Below are 17,282 nucleotides of genomic sequence, written 5' to 3'. Positions count from 1 at the left end.
GGAGGTAAAGTTATGCCTTGGACAATGGACGATTACCCACAAAGTTGGAAAAATTTCGATGAACTTGAACGTAAGAAGGCAATAGACATCGGAAATGCTATGCTAAAAGATGGCTATAAAGAAGGCGACGTGATTCCTATTGCTACACAACAAGCTGAAAATTGGTATAAAGACGCGTCTAAAGAAGAATTAGATGAATTAAAGAATAAACATATCACACAACACCAGAAAGATCAGTCAGCTAATCCAAAATTAAATGACGAAAATATACATGTTTATTACGAAGACAATGAATGGAAAGTTAAAACTGAAGATGCTAAACAAGCTTCAGATACATTCGATCAAAAGCAAGACGCCGTGAAACGTGCGAACGAGATTGCTGACAATAAAGGAACTAAAGTCATCGAACATAAAAAAGATGAATAGATTAAATTGAACCGCGTAAGTGCTCATACTTATGCGGTTTTAGTTTGCTTACTTAAATGAGGCGAAAGTATGATGGGCTAACGTTTCTCTATCGATTTCAATTCCGATATAATGGAGGTGTATAGAAAACGGAGGTCGAGATATATGTACGTAGAAAGAAAGCCTTCATTATATGTCGAAGACTTAAGAAATGAATTCAAAAATAGTTTAAATAACTTTCAGGATAGTGAGGCAGCATTTGATACACTATTAGGCTTTGTTGAACTAGACCATGTGTATTCTTCCGCACTTAAAGAAATTAGTACGAAGTTAAGTATTTTAGATGAAAATTTTAATTATCAATTTAAACATAATCCCATACATCATATGGAAAGACGAGTTAAAGAAATGCACAGCTTAGTTAAGAAACTAAGTCGTAAAGGGCTTGAAGTGAGTGCACAAAGCGCCAAAGAGAATATCATGGATATTGCAGGTATTCGAGTGGTTTGTAATTATTTAGATGATATTTATGTGATTGAACAAATGCTACTCAAACAAGAAGACGTTAAATTGTTGAAGCGAAAAGATTATATTGAACATCCCAAAGAAAATGGCTATCGTAGTTTGCATATTGTGGTATCCATTCCTGTCTTTTTAGCTGATGCTGTAGAAGTGACGCCAGTAGAAATTCAAATTCGTACAATTGGTATGGATATGTGGGCAAGTTTAGAACATAAGATTCGATATAAGAATGACGCAGACACTGAAAAGTATAAAGGATTACTTGAACAATGTGCGACTGATATTACAAATGTTGAAAGTAAGATGCAACAAATCCATTCAGAGATATCGAGTAATTAAAGTGTATTATAGAATGAATTTTATTAACCATCTGGTCACACAGATGGTTTTAATTATGTTAAATTCAATAACCACTTTATTTTGGCTATATTTATATAAAAATTATTTATATGTTATTATTATTTTAATTGATATATTAGAAATACGAGGTTATTTATGATTAAGCAGAATTTTACAACTAAGGTTTATCCACTGAAACGATTTAAAGATGAATATAGCGAAGTCGCATACGCAGGAGATATGAATTCTAATAATGTAATTGTCTTTATCCACGGAGCATTATTAACTTATAAAATAATGACAATGTTCGAACCCTATTTTAGAGAATATAAAATGATCTTTGTGAATTGTCCTAGTAGAGGAAAGAGTTCTGATTTAGACAGGGATACACACACGCTTGATGATTACTCTGAACGTATTTATGATGTCTTAACGCAAGTGGTTGAGGAACAACAAATTCACGAATTAAGTATCGTCGGTTATTCAATGGGAGGTATGATTGCAACGCGTCTACTTAAATACAATACTCTCCCCATTACTCATCTTATTTATTTACATAGCGCAGCTAAAATTACCCCAGATGCTAGTATGCTCGCGCGTCTATTTACAAATAATAGTAAGAGGGATATTTTGAAGGACGAAGTGAAAGCAGTTAAAAATCTTCCTCAATACATCTTGAACAAAACCATTTATGCTCATAAAGAGAATGCGTTAGATTTAATACAATTTGTCGCTCCAATAAAAACCATCATTACCGACATACTCTATACTATTAAGACAGATTACTTACCTGATATAGATGAAATAAAGCAGTTCCCTAAAATCATGTTCATGTCTGGTAAAGAAGATCAAATTATTCCATACACAGATTCACAAGCCACACTTGAAAAGTTTAAACAACTGGGTGGTGAAACAAAAGAAATATTATATCCAGGAATAGGTCATATCGATTTTCCTAGTGTGTTGGAAACAACTTCTAAAGATCAAATAGGCGTAGTAGACCACATTAAAAATTGGATTTCGAATTAAATGAAAAAGTTAGACGGAAGGGCGTCTTAAATTTACAAAAGGTGTTGCTAATGACGTTACGTTATTTAATAAAGTGTAATTAGGAGGTGAAAATCTATGTCTAATTATACAACGGGAGAGATAGCACAAAAATGTAGCGTTTCTGTGAGAACAGTTCAATATTATGATAAACAAGGGATACTTAGCCCAAGTCAAATGACAGACGCTAATCGGCGTCTTTATACAGACCAAGAAGTTAAGAAACTTGAACTAATTATTTTACTTAAGGAATTAGGTTGTTCAATAAAAGATATAAGATTGTTGTTGAAAAATAATCAATCCCTTAAGGCATTGAACGCTATGTTAAAAGTTAAAGAAGAAGAACTTCAAGAGGATATTAAATCTAAGGAAGTTATCATTAAGAAAATTAAAGATATTTGTAAGTACTTTAACACAACGTCAAATTCACCAATTACACATTTATATGACATAGATCATGTTATGAAACAAACGTCAAATTTAAATAGTTTTAGAAAGAAAATGTGGTTTAGTACCGGCGTTATAAGTCTCATTCAGTATACAGGACTCATCGCAACTATTGTGAAAAAGGACAAAACACCATTCATATCTACTGTGCCAATAACATTTAGTTATGCCTTAATATTAACTTTCTTCTATAAAAATAATGTTTCTTACTTATGTCCTAATTGTCAAAATGTATTTAATCCTAACACATTTGACTTTATTAGAGCTCAGCACACACCGAATACCAGAAAACTGAAATGTCCAAAGTGTCATGAAACACATTTCTGTGTTGAAGTTTCCAAAACTTAAATAGAAAATAGATACTAACCTTGACGTAATATTACGTTAAGGTTTTTTATTTTGAAAAATAATAACAACTAAAGAAAGCGCTTGCAAAATAAAAACGTGTATATTACCATACTTGTATACAAGTTAAGATGTTCAAGTTTGGAGGGTGGAGACAATGACTTATGGCTATCCTAAAAAGTGGATGGAAAGTTTAACAACCGGAGAGTCTATTGCAGCTGAAATACGTTTAGGAATCGTAAGCGGAGAAATCTTAGCTGACACATTATTAACAGAGAATCAAATAGCCAAGCAATTTAATGTTAGTCGCTCTCCAGTTAGAGATGCTTTCAAATTGTTACAAACTGACCAATTAATACATCTTGAACGTATGGGAGCTCAAGTTTTATCTTTTGGAGATCAAAAGAAAAGAGAAATGTATGATTTACGTCTCATGCTTGAATCTTTCGCATTTTCAAGATTAAAAGGTCATGACACACAAGCGATAGCTAAAGAAATGAAGAAACAATTAGAAATGATGAAAGTGGCGGTTCAGTTTGAGGATGCAGAGGCATTTACAAAACATGATTTCGAATTTCACGAAGTCATCATTTATGCTGCGAATCATCAATATCTTAAAACATTTTGGAATCACTTGAAGCCAGTAATGGAGTCGCTCATATTACTATCTATGAGACATCGAATGGCTACAGACAAACAAGATTTTGAAAGAATTCATCGCAACCACCAAGTATTTATAGAAGCAATTGAACATTATGATGCTGAGAAATTAAGAGAAGCGTTTCACTTAAACTTTGATGACGTTGGAAAAAATATAGAAAGTTTTTGGTTACGGTAAAGATTTGGAAGAGAGGGACCCTATAATGAAATATATGATTGGCGTTGATATCGGAACTACAAGTACTAAATCTGTACTTTACGATGAAAATGGTCAATTTATAATGAAACATAATATTGGTTATGACTTACATACACCCAATGTAGACGTATCAGAAGAAAATCCAGATGAATTATTTGATGCAGTGTTAATGACGGTGAAATACATCGTTCGAGAATCTGGTATTTCGAAAGAAGATATTAAGTTAATTTCATTTAGTGCTCAAATGCACAGCTTAGTGGCAATGGACGCTCAAAATAAACGTTTAACTGAGAATATTACTTGGGCTGACAATCGCTCAAGTCGCTATGCTGATTTAATTGAAAATGAATATAATGGCTTTGAAATTTATCAGCGAACAGGTACACCGTTACATCCAATGTCACCACTATCTAAAATTTTCTGGATGAAACATGAACAGCCTGACATATATAATCAAACAGCTAAATTTGCTGATATTAAGACTTACATTTTCTATCAATTATTTGATAAGTATGTCATCGATTATTCAATGGCGTCAGCAACAGGGATGTTCAACTTAGAACAATTAGACTGGGATGAAAAAGCGCTAAAACTACTAGGTATTAGTAGAGACCAATTACCAGAGCTTGTACCAACAACCCATATCTTAACTGGCATGAAGAAACGTTTTGCCGAGCTCATGGATATTGATGAAAATACTCCAGTGGTTGTGGGAGCAAGTGATGGTGTACTTTCGAATTTAGGTGTTAATAGCTATAAAAAAGGTGAAGTTGCAGTGACTATCGGTACATCCGGTGCCATTAGAACAGTTATAAATAAACCACGTACAGATTATAAAGGTCGTATATTTTGTTATGTTTTAGATGATGAACACTACGTCATTGGTGGTCCAGTGAATAATGGTGGAGTGATTCTACGATGGTTACGTGATGAGATTCTTGCAAGCGAAGTAGAAACTGCTAAGCGTTTAGGTGTTGATCCCTACGATGTGTTAACGCAAATTGCTAGTCGAGTAAAACCAGGTGCAGAAGGTCTTATCTTTCATCCATATCTTGCTGGCGAACGTGCCCCACTATGGAATGCAGACGCTAGAGGTTCATTCTTTGGTTTAACGCTCTCTCATAAAAAGGAACACATGATACGTGCAGCATTAGAAGGTGTACTTTACAATTTATACACTGTATATCTTGCGTTAATAGAAGTTATGAATGAGACACCAAATACAATTAAAGCAACAGGCGGTTTCGCTAAAAGTGAGATTTGGAGACAAATGATGGCAGATATTTTTGATACTAATCTTATCGTGCCAGAAAGTTATGAGAGTTCATGCTTAGGTGCATGTGTACTAGGACTGAAAGCAATAGGGGAAATTGATGACTTCTCTATTATTGAAAAAATGGTAGGAACAACAAACGCTCATCAACCAAATGAAGATACTGTAGCAATTTATCAAGAGCTTGTTAAAATCTTTATTAATATAAGTCGTTCTATAACTGAAAGCTATAGTGAAATAGCAAACTTCCAACGTAAACATATAAGCAATTAAGCACTAAGAGTATTAACTATAAACTTGCAACTCAGACATTTAAAAGAGAAAGAAGGGGAATGTTATGTTTGGAGAAATTTGGCCACTCATAAGTGTTGTACTCGGGATTGTTATCTTACTTACTTTAATTATATTCTTGAAATTAAATACATTTATTTCATTAATCATTACTTCAATCATTACGGCACTATTACTAGGAATGCCTTTAAATAAAATTATGGAAACGATTGAAAATGGAATGGGTAGTACCTTAGGTCATATTGCGCTCATCTTTGGATTAGGAGCAATTCTAGGTAAACTACTAGCTGATGGTGGAGGTGCTACTCGAATTGCAGATACGCTCATCGCTAAATTTGGTCAGAAACATGTTCAGTGGGCTATGCTCATCGCTGCTTTCATCGTAGGTATTGCATTATTCTTTGAAGTTGGTTTGGTACTATTAATACCACTCGTATTTACTGTAGCTAAACGTGCAAATGTTTCAATCTTAAAACTAGGACTACCAATGGTTACAGCATTATCAGTAACTCATGGTTTCTTACCACCACATCCGGGTCCTGTCGTGATAGCAAAAGAGCTTAAAGCTAATATTGGTGAAGTATTATTATACGGTATCATCATTGCAATTCCAGTGACACTTATCGCAGGCCCATTCTTTAATCATATGGCTCAAAAAATAATTCCTAGTGCTTATAGACGCGAAGGGGATATTACTTCATTAGGTACTCAAAAAGAATTCAAAGAGGAAGAAATGCCAAGTTTTGGTATTAGCTTACTCACAGCAACATTACCGGTTATTTTAATGTTAATTTCCACAATTGTGCAATTAGTGACAGGTCATGAAGATCCAACAAACTGGTTTGAACAAATCATTTACCTTATAGGTACAGCTGGTACAGCAATGTTAATTGCGGTTATCTTTGCAATTTTCTCCATGGGTGTAATGAGGCAACGTAAGATGGAGAATATTATGGAATCCGTTACAAATGCAATTTATCCTATAGGTATGATGTTACTCATCATTGGCGGTGGCGGTACATTTAAACAAGTGTTAATTGATGGAGGAGTTGGAGACACTATCGCTAAAATGTTTGAAGGTTCCAACATGTCACCTATATTGCTCGCATGGATTGTCGCAGCTGTATTACGTATCGCGCTTGGATCAGCTACAGTTGCTGCGGTCTCAACAACAGGAATTGTAATACCTTTATTACATCATTCAGATACAAACATAGCATTAGTTGTGCTCGCAATTGGTGCAGGAAGTGTTATCCTATCCCACGTCAATGATGCAGGTTTCTGGATGTTCAGAGAATACTTTGGTCTCACGATTAAAGAAACATTCTTAACGTGGTCATTACTAGAGACAATCATCTCTGTTTCTGGAATTATTTTCATACTATTTATCAGTTTATTTGTTTAATTAAATATAACCGAATGATTATCGATATGAATAACAGTCCCTTCACTAAGTAAATTGGTGAAGGGATTAACTCTACTATGAAAGCATTTTAAATAATGATACACTTTAAAATGAATACGATAAACAATATAAATAAAGGGGTTTACATATTGAGACAAATTAAAAAAGCAATTATACCTGCAGCTGGCTTAGGTACGAGATTCTTACCAGCTACAAAAGCTATGCCTAAAGAAATGTTACCAATATTGGATAAACCAACAATACAATACATAGTAGAAGAAGCTTCACGTGCAGGCATCGAAGATATTATCATCGTTACTGGAAAACATAAACGAGCAATTGAAGATCATTTCGATAATCAAAAAGAACTTGAAATGGTGTTAGAAGATAAAGGTAAAACTGAATTATTAGAAAAAGTTCAATATTCTACTGAATTAGCTAATATTTTCTATGTACGACAAAAAGAGCAAAAAGGTCTAGGACATGCAATTTATTCTGCTCGTCAATTTATAGGTGATGAACCGTTTGCTGTGCTTCTAGGTGATGATATTGTTGAATCTGATACACCAGCTATTAAACAATTAATGGAAGTATATGAAGAAACTGGTAATTCAGTGATAGGTGTTCAAGAAGTGCCAGAGTCAGAAACGCATCGCTATGGTATTATTGATCCTTTATCTAAAAAAGAACGTCGTTACGAAGTTCAAAAGTTTGTTGAGAAACCTGAACAAGGTACAGCACCTTCTAATTTAGCAATTATGGGACGTTATGTCCTAACTCCAGAGATCTTTGATTATTTAAAAACACAGAAAAAAGGTGCAGGTAATGAAATTCAACTCACTGATGCTATCGAAAGAATGAATAGTGAACATCAAGTATTTGCATATGACTTTATCGGTAACCGCTACGATGTTGGTGAAAAGTTAGGTTTCGTAAAAACTACTATCGAATACGCACTAAAAGACGAAAGTATGAAAGATGAACTTAAGCAATTCATCAAAAAACTTAATATTGATTAATATGAAAAGGCACACAGAAATTTTATTTCTGCGTGCCTTCTTAATGTATTAATGTAATACCTCTACAAACTTAACGTTAGCAGTAATGTAATAGCCATCAACGGTTTTTAATCTTGGAGTAAAATTATTTGTATAATCGATATCGATAATATTTAATTCATCTTTAGGTTGCATCGTTTGAATTGGTTCGTTTTTGAAAGTAACGTCAGTGTAAAGTTTACACTTCTTCAATACTCTAATTCTTTTAGGAATAGTAGAAACGTAGCAATCTTTCTTTTTCAATTCAGTAGGTTTAACAAAATTTACATTAGCAGTAATGAATCGCTTATCTTTAGTAATTAATCTCATTGTTCCCTTAGATGATTGACTCATATCTGATATGGGAATTAAACTACCTTTTTTTATAGTATTAAATTCTTCTTTAAAGTCTGCATCAATATAACTTTTAATAGTTTTTTTAGTAATTATAAAATTGGGTTTTTCGCTTAAATACTTAGTATCATTTACTTTATTTGTTGGGACATCCTCAATTTTAGATTGTTTATTTATAAATTCTAACTTAAAGTTTTGACGGTTTAGACTAACATCATCATTGAAATTAGGATAAGTAGCGAATACAAGTGCTGTTTTGTAAAAATTATATTTAATAGCAATATTAAAATCAAATTCATCAAAGATTAAATCATCAGTTTTAATATATATGAAGTTATCTTTATGTTCATAATTCACAGATTTAGAAAATCTTTCGTCTCTAATTTTAATTAATTCTACGTTATTGATTTCTACACTTGGTTTAGTAAATAATTCAATTACCTCATAAAATGTATCATCTATCATCTCTGTACCTTTATACACAGGCATACACGCTTCTTGTAGAGGTATTAAATGGTTATATTTATCAGGATATTTTAAATAAACACTTGTATTTTTAATAAACTTTTGTTTGTTAGAATCAAAAATTTTGTAATAAATGTATTCTTGCATAGCTTCTTTATCTGAGTGAAAAAGACTATAAACATTTTTATACTCATCTATAGTAAGTAAGTCTTCCACATTGTATCCAGTTTCTTTAATAATGGATTCTACTTTAGAAAATTGATTAAAAAAGAATTCTTTATTATCAGATTTTAAAAATGTTTTAGTCACTAAGAAGCGTTGCATGTAATCCACTTCTACTATACGACTCAAAATACTTTCCATAGCTATTTTAGGAATATCTAAATTAACAATTTGACGTAAAACTTCTAAATTGATTTTTGATTTTTCAATAACATCAGTAGATTTAACTAATGAGACATTATCTGTAAAGCGATTAACGTGATAGGTAGCTTCAGTTGTCATTGATGCACTTGTACACTTACTAATTAATTCCGCAAAGAATAATTTATCTTCACCAAATTTCATATGTTGAAATTTTATTTGATTATCTATTACTGTTGAACGCTTAAAGATTTTACCTGGTGGACCCACAGCACGAAAAATTTCATTGATTTCATATGGAATTAAACCATTGGCTTCCTTATATGAAGCGAAACGAGCCATTTTAGAAACATTTTTATCTTTATGCCTAAAGCTTTGTCCAAAGCCAATATCTGAATGATGTTCAGACATTTGAAATACTAATTTCGGAAAGCCCTTTTTATCTAACCAATCGTCAGCATCCAATAAAGCAATGTATTCACCGTTTGCCACCTCGATACCTACATTACGAGGTTCAGCTGGACTTCCAGAGTTTTGTTCTAATTGAATACATTTTATAAAATCGTACTTATCATCATAGTACTGAAGAATTTCATAAGATCTATCCGAAGAAACATCATCTACAAATATAGCTTCAATTAATGAATGGTCCATTTCTAAATCCACTAAAGATTGTACACATCTCTCAATAAAAGGTTCCTTATTATAAACAGGAACAATAATTGAAATTAACTTACTAATTTTAAACTCCCCCAAAACAAAAATATTACTCACTATATTTTTGTATAATAAAATAGTTATACTACAAGAATAGCGTTTTTACAAGAAACAGAATAGATATATTACCTAAAACTTTTTAAAGAACTATCACAAGGTTATTATAAATTATGTTGATGCTTAAATATTATCGAGAATTTACATAAAAAATAAGAAGTGATGATTTTGTGAAAAGTATCACAAAATACTTTTATTTTACATGAAAAGGTGTAGTATATGAATTGTAAGGAGTAAGTAATAAATTATGGAGTGATTGACTATGAGAAATGTAATTGAGAATTTAATTAACTCTGATGTAAGTAGTTACGAAATTTATGTACACACTGGCGTAAATCAAGGTCTTATAGGTGATCTTAAAGATGGATATTTAACAATTGACTCAATCCCTTATATTGATGCCGAGAGATTATATTATTATAGTCTAGAACGTAAATCCCTTGTTACAAGTTAACCAAACCAATAACGCTATTGATAACTCCCGAAAATGATGAAATGAACTTGCTCTCAAAGAGTAATTGAGAGCAACAAACACTCTATATACCCCTAAAATCTAGAATAATGTGTTAGAAGACCACATCCTACGCCCCAGTAAGATGTGGTCTTCGCTATGTTTATTAAAATTAATAATTATTTAATAAATAAAAAATTAAAATCCTAAAAATTCTCTATGTATTTAATATTTTTTGAAGGATGAACGAAAAATAAGGTCATCCGACTCCTCTGGGAATAGGACGAGTTGAAAACTTGCATAGCAAGGTTGAGACTGTCTCCAAGGAAAGCGTGATGACCAAATTATATTTATCTTCTAATGAATCATTCTAGACTAATCTATTGAGTAATTCGACCTCTTGGGTTTTCTTTTTTATCATTTTGTTTAAAGTTCTTTTTAATACCATTATATGCATAAGTGATATTGAATAACTTATTCTTTGCTGCATCTCTACTGGCAAATGGTAATCTCACGTCTTCCATTTTCTCAACTTCATGTCTAAAAGCTTTTTCTTCTTTTAGACGTTCTTTTATAGACATATTTAACCATTCTTCTTCAGTAAATAAATCCTCGAAATGAAATTCAAATGCAGTACGGTGCTTTTCTTCTCTTAATTTTAGAACGCGATCATGATAACACATCTCTCTCACTACCTCCTTCTAGTATATACTCATAATTATATATCACTACTTTATATTAATTATTAAGTACCCACACTAAAATTATAACATTTTTTAATTTTCGCAATCACTACAATTTTATAGAGTATTGAAAAACGTTAAGATAGATATAACTTATATTGAAATTCATTTTCCAAAAAGGAGACTAAAGATATGTCAGAGTTAAACAATAAAGTAGCAGTAATCACAGGAGCAGGTAGTGGGATTGGAGAAGCTATCGCCAAAGCGCTAAGCCAACACGGGGTTAACATTGCGCTTGCTGGAAGAAATGAAGAAAAACTACAAACCGTGGCACAACAACTTGAAACTGAGACAAAAGTCATCCCTACAGATGTCACTCAAAAAGACAGTGTTGACCAAATGCTACAAGTCGTTAAAGGACACTATGGCAAAGTCGACATCGTTGTTAATAGCGCTGGACAAAGTTTATCCTCTAAAATCACAGATTATGAAGTTGAACAATGGGACACAATGATTGATGTGAATTTAAAAGGGACGCTTTATGTATTACAAGCAGCATTACCACATTTATTAAATCAATCAAGTGGGCATATAATAAATATTGCTTCTATTTCTGGATTTGAAGTTACGAAGACAAATGCTGTATACAGCGCCACTAAAACAGCAATCCATACTATTACACAAGCGCTTGAAAAAGAACTCGCACGTACCGGCGTAAAAGTGACAAGTGTATCACCAGGCATGGTTGAAACACCAATGACTGAAAGGAATGACTTTGGCGGACGTAAAAAGTTAGATGCACGTGACATCGCCGATGCAGTTGTATATGCGTTAACACAACCAAGCCATGTAAATGTTAATGAAGTGACAGTCAGACCTGTATAGAAATATTAAAAAGCATACTATTAAGATGACAAGCACTTATAGAATGTTAAACTTGAATTGTAAACTATTTGATACTTTTAATTTACATAAAGGAAGGGATATCAAATGAATCAACGTCAATTCGAGATTTTAAACATGCTTGTTGAATTTAACACGGAGAGTCCTCCAGGAAGAAATACAGACCCATTACAAAATGAAATTGAATTATTATTAAGAGATTTAGGTTTCTCTATTCAGCGGGAACACCTTTATGACAATGATAGTATCATTGTGGCCACTTTAAAGGGTGAAGACCCTGAAGCACCCAAGTTAATATTAAATGGCCATGTTGATGTCGCGTCTGTAGATGATGATCAATATTGGCAATATCCTCCATTCAAATTAACAGAAGTGGACGGCTGGTTATACGGCAGAGGTGTCAGTGATATGAAAGGCGGCATGTCATCCTTATTTTATGTTTTGGAAAGGTTAAAACATGAAGGACGTCCTCCTAAAGGTGACATTATCGTACAATCAGTTGTAGGTGAAGAAGTTGGAGAGGCAGGTACGAAACGTGCATGTGAGATAGGTCCTAGAGGGGATTTAGCCTTAGTATTAGATACGAGTGAAAATCAAGCTTTAGGACAAGGTGGCGTTATCACAGGTTGGATTACTGTTAAAAGTAAAAACACGATTCATGATGGTGCCCGTAGTCAGATGATTCATGCGGGTGGTGGTTTGTTTGGTGCAAGTGCGATTGAAAAGATGACAAAGGTCATTCAAGCATTAAATGAACTTGAATCTCATTGGGCAGTGATGAAAAAGAGTCCAGGCATGCCACCAGGTGCGAATACCATTAATCCAGCAGTGATAGAAGGCGGTCGTCATCCAGCTTTTATTGCAGATGAATGCCGATTATGGATTACCGTACATTATTTACCTAATGAGCGATATGAAGATGTTGTTGAAGAAATTGAAGATTACTTAAATCGCGTGGCTGAAGCGGATATTTGGATGAGAGAGAATCCACTTGAGTTTGAGTGGGGTGGAGCATCTATGATTGAAGACAAGGGAGAAATTTTCCCAAGTTTTACAGTGCCAATAGAACATCCTGGATTTAAACAACTAGAAGATGCGCACCAACATGTGCATGGTAGTGCGTTAAGACATGGCATGAGTACGACCGTAACAGATGGTGGTTGGATTGCGCATTTCGATATTCCAACTATATTATATGGTCCAGGTAGTCTGGAAGAGGCACATAGTGTTGATGAAAAGGTTGAGAAACGTGAATTAGAGCAGTATAGCGAAGTGTTATATGAGTTTCTGAAACATTGGTATGAGCACCCTGAGAAGTAATATAGAATGTGAATAAAAACCCCTCACTATTTTGTATAGTGAGGGGTTGCTTCATATCAAGCGGAAATGACTTTTACTATTAGTAAAAATTTAAGATTTTATCTTCTAAACGATTCTTTCAATCTACTCATCCAACTACCACCGCGTTTTGAACGAACGGGTTGACCTGTTGGCTGTGCAGTTTGTTTCTTGAGCTCTTGTCCATATTTGATTGCTTTTTGCATTAAGTATACTTGAGAATTTAATGGTGACAAGTTGTTTTTAACATAGTGATATACACCATTTTCATCTTGGTAACGTCCTTTTTCATTATCTGAAAGTTGTAAGTTCATGTAATCGACTAAACGCTTACCAATGGTTTTATTTTCAACAGGGAACAAGATTTCAACACGTTTAATCATGTTACGTGTCATAACATCTGCTGAAGATAAGTAAATACGTTCGTCGCCATTATTATGGAAGTAGTAAATACGAGAGTGTTCAAGTAAACGTCCAACAATACTTACTACTTCAATATTTTCGCTAATTCCAGGAACACCAGGTTTGAGACAACAGATACCTCTTATAATAAGCTGAATTTTAACACCAGCTTGAGAGGCTTCAAAGAGCTTTTCAATAATAGCTTTATCGGTAAGAGAATTCATCTTCATCATAATCTTACCGTTTCCATATTCTAAGTGATTACTGATTTCTTTATCTATGCGATCGATAAAGACATCACGAATATCAAATGGCGCTACAATCAGTTTATTATATTCAGGTTTGATAGAGTAACCACTTAAATAATTAAAGAAGTTAATCGCATCCTCTGCAATTTCTTGATTTGTAGTGATGATTCCCATATCTGTATAAAGTTTGGCTGTTTTGTCATTATAGTTACCTGTACCAAGGTGTACAAATGATGTTAATTCGCCACCAATACGTTTAACTACCAGTGCGATTTTACTGTGTGTCTTAAGGTGCGTCATACCATAAATCACGTGACAACCTGCATCTTCAAGCATACGTGCCCAATGAACGTTATTCTCTTCATCGAAACGAGCTTTTAGTTCCACAAGTACTGTAACTTGCTTACCATTTTCAGCGGCTTCTTTCAGACTATTGATGATTGGCGAGTCTTTACTCACACGGTAAAGCGTCTGTTTAATCGCAATGGTATTTGGATCGTCAGCTGCTTCACGAATAAAATCAACGATAGGCTCAAATGATTCATAAGGATGATGGAAGAAAATATCTCTTTCTAAAGCTAATTTATAAATATTATTGTTCCCTAATGATCTAGGTACTTGTGGCGTGTATTTCTCATAAGTAAGATATTTAAGTTTATTCGAAAGATGGTCAACTAAGCCGAATAAAAATGTTAAATCTAAGGGACCATTTAAGAAGTATACGTCATTTTCTTCTACTTCTAATTGTTCATTAAGCCATTCGATATTCTCTCTTTGAGCTGTACGTCCATCGACTTCTAAACGCACGGCTGAACCACTTTTACGTTCTTTTAAAAAGCGTTCAATTTCAATCAGTAAGTCTTCAGCACCGTCTTCATGAATCGTTAAATCAGCATTTCTGGTAATTCTAAAAGTAAATGTATTTAAAACCTCGTATCCCGTAAATAGGTAGTTGATAAAGTATGTAATGACATCTTCAACCATTACAACATATTGTTTATTACCTTCGTTAAGTGTTAAAAAGCGAGGAATTAAAGATGGAATTTGTACAATTGCAGAATTAATAGCATCTTCAGTATCAATATCTACAAAAATATTTAAACTTTTGTTATTTAATTTTGGAAATGGGTGATACGCGTCAATACCTAGTGGCGTCAGAGTAGGTAGAATACGCATTTTGAATTCTTTTTCAAGTTTCTCTAAGAGCGTTTCTGATAAACAATCAGGTTTAACCATTTCAATATCATAATTACGTAACTCTTCAATAAGTTCGTTGTAGCGTTGATATTGCATATGAACATACTCTGTATTCTTTATCTTAATCGCATCAAGTTGTTCTTGAGGCGTCATTTGAGCTTTATTTTCAGGTTTATCATAACCCATTTTCACTTGGTCTTTTAAACCAGCGACACGAACCATGAAAAATTCATCTAAATTCGAACTGAAAATAGATACAAAATTAAGCATTTCGAGTAACGGATTATTCTTATCATAAGCTTCCTGTAAGACTCTATAGTTAAAATCTAACCAACTTAACTCCCTGTTATTATAGTACTGTGGTAAATTAATAGCCTTTTCTCCCAATTGAGTTTGCATAACTCTCAATACACCTCATTATTTAGTCTTTATAGTTGTGTAGTCTAAAAATATCATATGAATTTTAAGATTTTGTAAAGACGATTGAAACTTTCCCCTTTAAAATCTTTTCGATATGTTTCTTCTGTCTATTGGCTTGATATTCTTCTGCAATAGGCTCTCCTTTGTAGTAAACATAGAGTTCATATTTATCGTCTTTTTTTTCTTTAAGTTTAACCTCTTCTACAAAGCTGGTATGTGAAATATTTAACGCATTCACAAATTTAATGATGCCACCTAAAGCCTGAATGGTATCAACTTCCTTACCGCTAAACCATTCTGTTTCTTTAACATAGAACTTAAGTAATGATTTATTTTTAAAACTTGCAAGTAATGCTAGCTTCACGCGGTCTTTATGAGAAAATCCATTAATCATAGAATTCGCAATTAAGTAATAGGTATGTGGTGAACTTGAATCTGAATCTATAAAGCTACCAAGGTAATAAATGTAAGCACCTTCGACGAATAAAGCTTTTTCTTGATCTGAAACTTTCAAATTACCGTGTTTTAATAGTTGATCCAGTAAAGATTGAGCTAATTTTAATCGACGATTCGCACTATCTTCTTCAATGTTATACTCATTCGCAAGATGTCTTAATGCATCTTGACGTACGTTATCTTTTTTAAACTCATTAGGGTGACGTTGACGTATTAAGTTCATAACATAGCCTTCACGAATACCGTTTCTTGAGAAAGTGAATTGTGTAGCATCAATTTTCTTGAAAAGTGTTTTAAACACAGAGACGGCAGGTAGGATAATATCTACGCGATCTCGACTTAGGCCATCAAGGTTAGTTAAATCATCTCGTGAGCTTTTACGGATGATATCATATACTTCATCGATGTCTTTAAGTGACATGGTATAGTTATGAACGCCACCAATAGGGTAGGAATGTTCTGATTGATGGATTCGCGCAACGTTACGTGCAGAGCCACCTACACCAACGAGTGCAATCTCTTGATCTTTTAACCAATCAAGTTGATTAAACTGTTCGGATAAAAACTTTTCCATACTTTTAATGGCTGGTTTATCGTTATGGTCTTTGTCGCCAAAGAATTGACGTTTTAATGTTACTACTCCAAATGGAAAACTATGTGCCTCTTTAAGTTTCTTGTCTTTGAAGAGCGTCACTTCTGTAGATCCGCCACCAATATCTACAGAAATACCATTTTCAATATCTGTCGTATGTGAAATGGCATAGTATCCATAGAAAGCTTCATCTTCTTCAGGCACAATTTGAATTTCAATATTCAAATCTTTTTTGATTTGCTTAATGATGTCATCTCTATTTTTCGATTGACGTATTGCTGCTGTCGCAATAGGATGTAATTCTTGAACATCAAACTTGTCAGCAACTTTCTTGAAACTACGAAGCGCTTCTTTTAACACTTCAATACCTTCATCGTTCATTTTTGTGTCTTCAGTTAAATATTGACTAAGACGTGCAGGTGTCTTAATGTTGAGGATTTCATTTAGTCCTGTTTCTGTAGTGAAACCAAAAATAACGAGTCGAATCGTATTTGAGCCAATGTCTATTAAACCTATTCTTTCTTCCATCTCTGCCTCCTGTGATTCTTACGGGAAGTTTGAAATTACCCCTGTTTAATTTTATTTTACATGATATAGATAAATTGAAAAGATTTTTAAGAAACTTTTTGTTAAAGTTTTATAGTAATTTGGGAAAACTATAATATT

At 33.4% G+C, this 17,282-nt stretch carries 15 protein-coding genes; 11 read left to right on the top strand and 4 right to left on the bottom strand.

Features of this window, described 5'->3' with window-relative positions; translation table 11 throughout:
- Positions 1-12 precede the first annotated feature (12 nt).
- The 8 genes from CM54_RS07840 (at position 13) to galU (ending at position 7,952) form a co-directional block, all read left to right on the top strand.
- Positions 13-426 (top strand): DUF2188 domain-containing protein, encoded by a 414-nt coding sequence (locus CM54_RS07840; RefSeq protein ID WP_037550406.1) that lies wholly within the window; start codon positions 13-15, stop codon positions 424-426.
- Between the two features lie 144 nt (positions 427-570).
- Positions 571-1,266 carry a GTP pyrophosphokinase gene (locus tag CM54_RS07835; protein WP_002432589.1) on the top strand — a complete coding sequence of 232 codons (696 nt, stop codon included), beginning with the start codon at positions 571-573 and terminating at the stop codon, positions 1,264-1,266.
- 156 nt (positions 1,267-1,422) lie between these two features.
- On the top strand, positions 1,423-2,295 hold the full coding sequence (locus CM54_RS07830; RefSeq protein WP_023351151.1) for an alpha/beta fold hydrolase: 873 nt from the start codon (positions 1,423-1,425) through the stop codon (positions 2,293-2,295).
- Positions 2,296-2,391: 96 nt separating this feature from the next.
- Positions 2,392-3,108, top strand: coding sequence for a MerR family transcriptional regulator (locus CM54_RS07825; protein ID WP_023351152.1), 717 nt, complete (start codon positions 2,392-2,394; stop codon positions 3,106-3,108).
- A gap of 154 nt (positions 3,109-3,262) precedes the next feature.
- A complete protein-coding gene (locus CM54_RS07820; RefSeq protein WP_037550402.1) occupies positions 3,263-3,943 on the top strand; it encodes a GntR family transcriptional regulator in 681 nt (226 codons plus the stop codon).
- Between the two features lie 25 nt (positions 3,944-3,968).
- Complete coding sequence (gene gntK, locus CM54_RS07815) at positions 3,969-5,510, top strand: gluconokinase (protein WP_037550400.1); 1,542 nt, start codon at positions 3,969-3,971, stop codon at positions 5,508-5,510.
- Between the two features lie 64 nt (positions 5,511-5,574).
- Positions 5,575-6,933: a gluconate:H+ symporter gene (locus CM54_RS07810; protein ID WP_037550398.1), complete on the top strand. Its 1,359-nt coding sequence runs from the start codon at positions 5,575-5,577 to the stop codon at positions 6,931-6,933.
- Positions 6,934-7,082: 149 nt separating this feature from the next.
- Positions 7,083-7,952, top strand: a complete 870-nt coding sequence (gene galU, locus CM54_RS07805; RefSeq protein ID WP_002469897.1) for a UTP--glucose-1-phosphate uridylyltransferase GalU — start codon at positions 7,083-7,085, stop codon at positions 7,950-7,952.
- A 48-nt stretch (positions 7,953-8,000) separates the two neighbouring features.
- Here galU and CM54_RS07800 read toward each other — a convergent pair whose 3' ends face one another.
- Entirely contained in the window at positions 8,001-9,926 is a 1,926-nt protein-coding gene (locus CM54_RS07800) for a glycosyltransferase family 2 protein (protein WP_051600353.1), read from the bottom strand.
- A 262-nt stretch (positions 9,927-10,188) separates the two neighbouring features.
- Between CM54_RS07800 and CM54_RS07795 the strand changes: the two genes are divergently transcribed.
- Complete coding sequence (locus CM54_RS07795) at positions 10,189-10,380, top strand: hypothetical protein (protein WP_002432938.1); 192 nt, start codon at positions 10,189-10,191, stop codon at positions 10,378-10,380.
- Positions 10,381-10,757: 377 nt separating this feature from the next.
- On the opposite strand, the gene CM54_RS07790 is transcribed toward CM54_RS07795, so the two are convergent.
- Positions 10,758-11,060: a DUF1413 domain-containing protein gene (locus CM54_RS07790; protein ID WP_037550392.1), complete on the bottom strand. Its 303-nt coding sequence runs from the start codon at positions 11,058-11,060 to the stop codon at positions 10,758-10,760.
- A 192-nt stretch (positions 11,061-11,252) separates the two neighbouring features.
- On the opposite strand from CM54_RS07790, the gene CM54_RS07785 reads away from it, so the two are divergent.
- Complete coding sequence (locus CM54_RS07785; protein ID WP_037550389.1) at positions 11,253-11,945, top strand: SDR family oxidoreductase; 693 nt, start codon at positions 11,253-11,255, stop codon at positions 11,943-11,945.
- A 105-nt stretch (positions 11,946-12,050) separates the two neighbouring features.
- Positions 12,051-13,283 (top strand): acetylornithine deacetylase, encoded by a 1,233-nt coding sequence (locus CM54_RS07780; RefSeq protein ID WP_037550386.1) that lies wholly within the window; start codon positions 12,051-12,053, stop codon positions 13,281-13,283.
- Between the two features lie 98 nt (positions 13,284-13,381).
- Here the strand turns inward: CM54_RS07780 and CM54_RS07775 are convergent, their stop codons facing one another.
- On the bottom strand, positions 13,382-15,547 hold the full coding sequence (locus CM54_RS07775; protein ID WP_037550383.1) for an RNA degradosome polyphosphate kinase: 2,166 nt from the start codon (positions 15,545-15,547) through the stop codon (positions 13,382-13,384).
- Positions 15,548-15,611: 64 nt separating this feature from the next.
- Positions 15,612-17,144, bottom strand: coding sequence for an exopolyphosphatase (ppx, locus tag CM54_RS07770; RefSeq protein WP_023351160.1), 1,533 nt, complete (start codon positions 17,142-17,144; stop codon positions 15,612-15,614).
- Positions 17,145-17,282 lie beyond the last annotated feature (138 nt).

The sequence above is a fragment of the Staphylococcus sp. TE8 genome, assembly GCF_000692055.1.
Classification (GTDB): Bacteria; Bacillota; Bacilli; order Staphylococcales; family Staphylococcaceae; genus Staphylococcus; species Staphylococcus capitis.
The sequence above is the reverse complement of the archived record's forward strand: the minus strand, read 5'-3'. Positions and strand labels throughout refer to the sequence as shown.

Bases quoted from the DNA above. Each gene is read 5' to 3' on its own strand.
- CM54_RS07830 (WP_023351151.1), top strand. From the start codon at position 1,423: ATGATTAAGCAGAATTTTACAACTAAGGTTTATCCACTGAAACGATTT.
- CM54_RS07785 (WP_037550389.1), top strand. From the start codon at position 11,253: ATGTCAGAGTTAAACAATAAAGTAGCAGTAATCACAGGAGCAGGTAGT.
- CM54_RS07840 (WP_037550406.1), top strand. From the start codon at position 13: ATGCCTTGGACAATGGACGATTACCCACAAAGTTGGAAAAATTTCGAT.
- ppx (WP_023351160.1), bottom strand. From the start codon at position 17,144: ATGGAAGAAAGAATAGGTTTAATAGACATTGGCTCAAATACGATTCGA.
- gntK (WP_037550400.1), top strand. From the start codon at position 3,969: ATGAAATATATGATTGGCGTTGATATCGGAACTACAAGTACTAAATCT.
- CM54_RS07790 (WP_037550392.1), bottom strand. From the start codon at position 11,060: ATGTGTTATCATGATCGCGTTCTAAAATTAAGAGAAGAAAAGCACCGT.
- CM54_RS07810 (WP_037550398.1), top strand. From the start codon at position 5,575: ATGTTTGGAGAAATTTGGCCACTCATAAGTGTTGTACTCGGGATTGTT.
- CM54_RS07775 (WP_037550383.1), bottom strand. From the start codon at position 15,547: ATGCAAACTCAATTGGGAGAAAAGGCTATTAATTTACCACAGTACTAT.
- CM54_RS07825 (WP_023351152.1), top strand. From the start codon at position 2,392: ATGTCTAATTATACAACGGGAGAGATAGCACAAAAATGTAGCGTTTCT.
- CM54_RS07780 (WP_037550386.1), top strand. From the start codon at position 12,051: ATGAATCAACGTCAATTCGAGATTTTAAACATGCTTGTTGAATTTAAC.
- CM54_RS07795 (WP_002432938.1), top strand. From the start codon at position 10,189: ATGAGAAATGTAATTGAGAATTTAATTAACTCTGATGTAAGTAGTTAC.
- CM54_RS07820 (WP_037550402.1), top strand. From the start codon at position 3,263: ATGACTTATGGCTATCCTAAAAAGTGGATGGAAAGTTTAACAACCGGA.
- CM54_RS07835 (WP_002432589.1), top strand. From the start codon at position 571: ATGTACGTAGAAAGAAAGCCTTCATTATATGTCGAAGACTTAAGAAAT.